Origin of the sequence: Herbiconiux daphne, from assembly GCF_024979295.1 — a bacterium.
Classification (GTDB): Bacteria; Actinomycetota; Actinomycetes; order Actinomycetales; family Microbacteriaceae; genus Herbiconiux; species Herbiconiux daphnes.
On record NZ_JANLCJ010000822.1, the window covers coordinates 1 to 519 of the forward strand.

A 519-nucleotide genomic window follows, 5' to 3' on the forward strand; every position below is an offset into this window, starting at 1 on the left:
CTCAGGGGAACAAAATATGATTCGCTACTCGAAAGGGACTTGCACTCTGGGATCTTATCGGAAGCTCGTTTTCACAACAAAGAGGATAGAGTTAGTTATTCGATTCCACATACTTACGAACCCGACTTTGTTGTGGACAAAGCAGGTCGATCTTTCTTGGTCGAAGTTAAAGGACGGTTTCGAGATGGGACTGAAGCTGCGAAGTACATACACATCCGTAAAGTACTCCCGGAAACCTCAGAACTTGTCTTTCTCTGGGATAGAAGCAACGTAGCATTTCCATTTGCTAAAAAAAGGAAAGATGGTACAAAGGCTACTCATGAAAGTTGGGCTGATAAACACAAATTCAGACACTGGAACAGAGAAACATTTTCACTAGATGTATTATAAATAAAGGGGCCTTGATTGGCCCCTTCTACATTATGTGTTACTTAATGCCTGGTGCATTAATACCGCCTTCACCAACGCTGTTCTTTTCAAGAAGTGCTTTCTGTCTTTCAGATTCTAACACCTCCTTAC

Annotated in this window: 1 protein-coding gene; it reads left to right on the plus strand. The window is 41.8% G+C overall.

Annotation, left to right across the window (positions count from 1 at the left end):
• On the plus strand, nucleotides 1-390 hold a 390-nt coding region (locus tag N1032_RS27880; protein WP_259543988.1), incomplete at its 5' end, for a PDDEXK family nuclease.
• Between the last annotated feature and the right edge of the window lie 129 nt (nucleotides 391-519).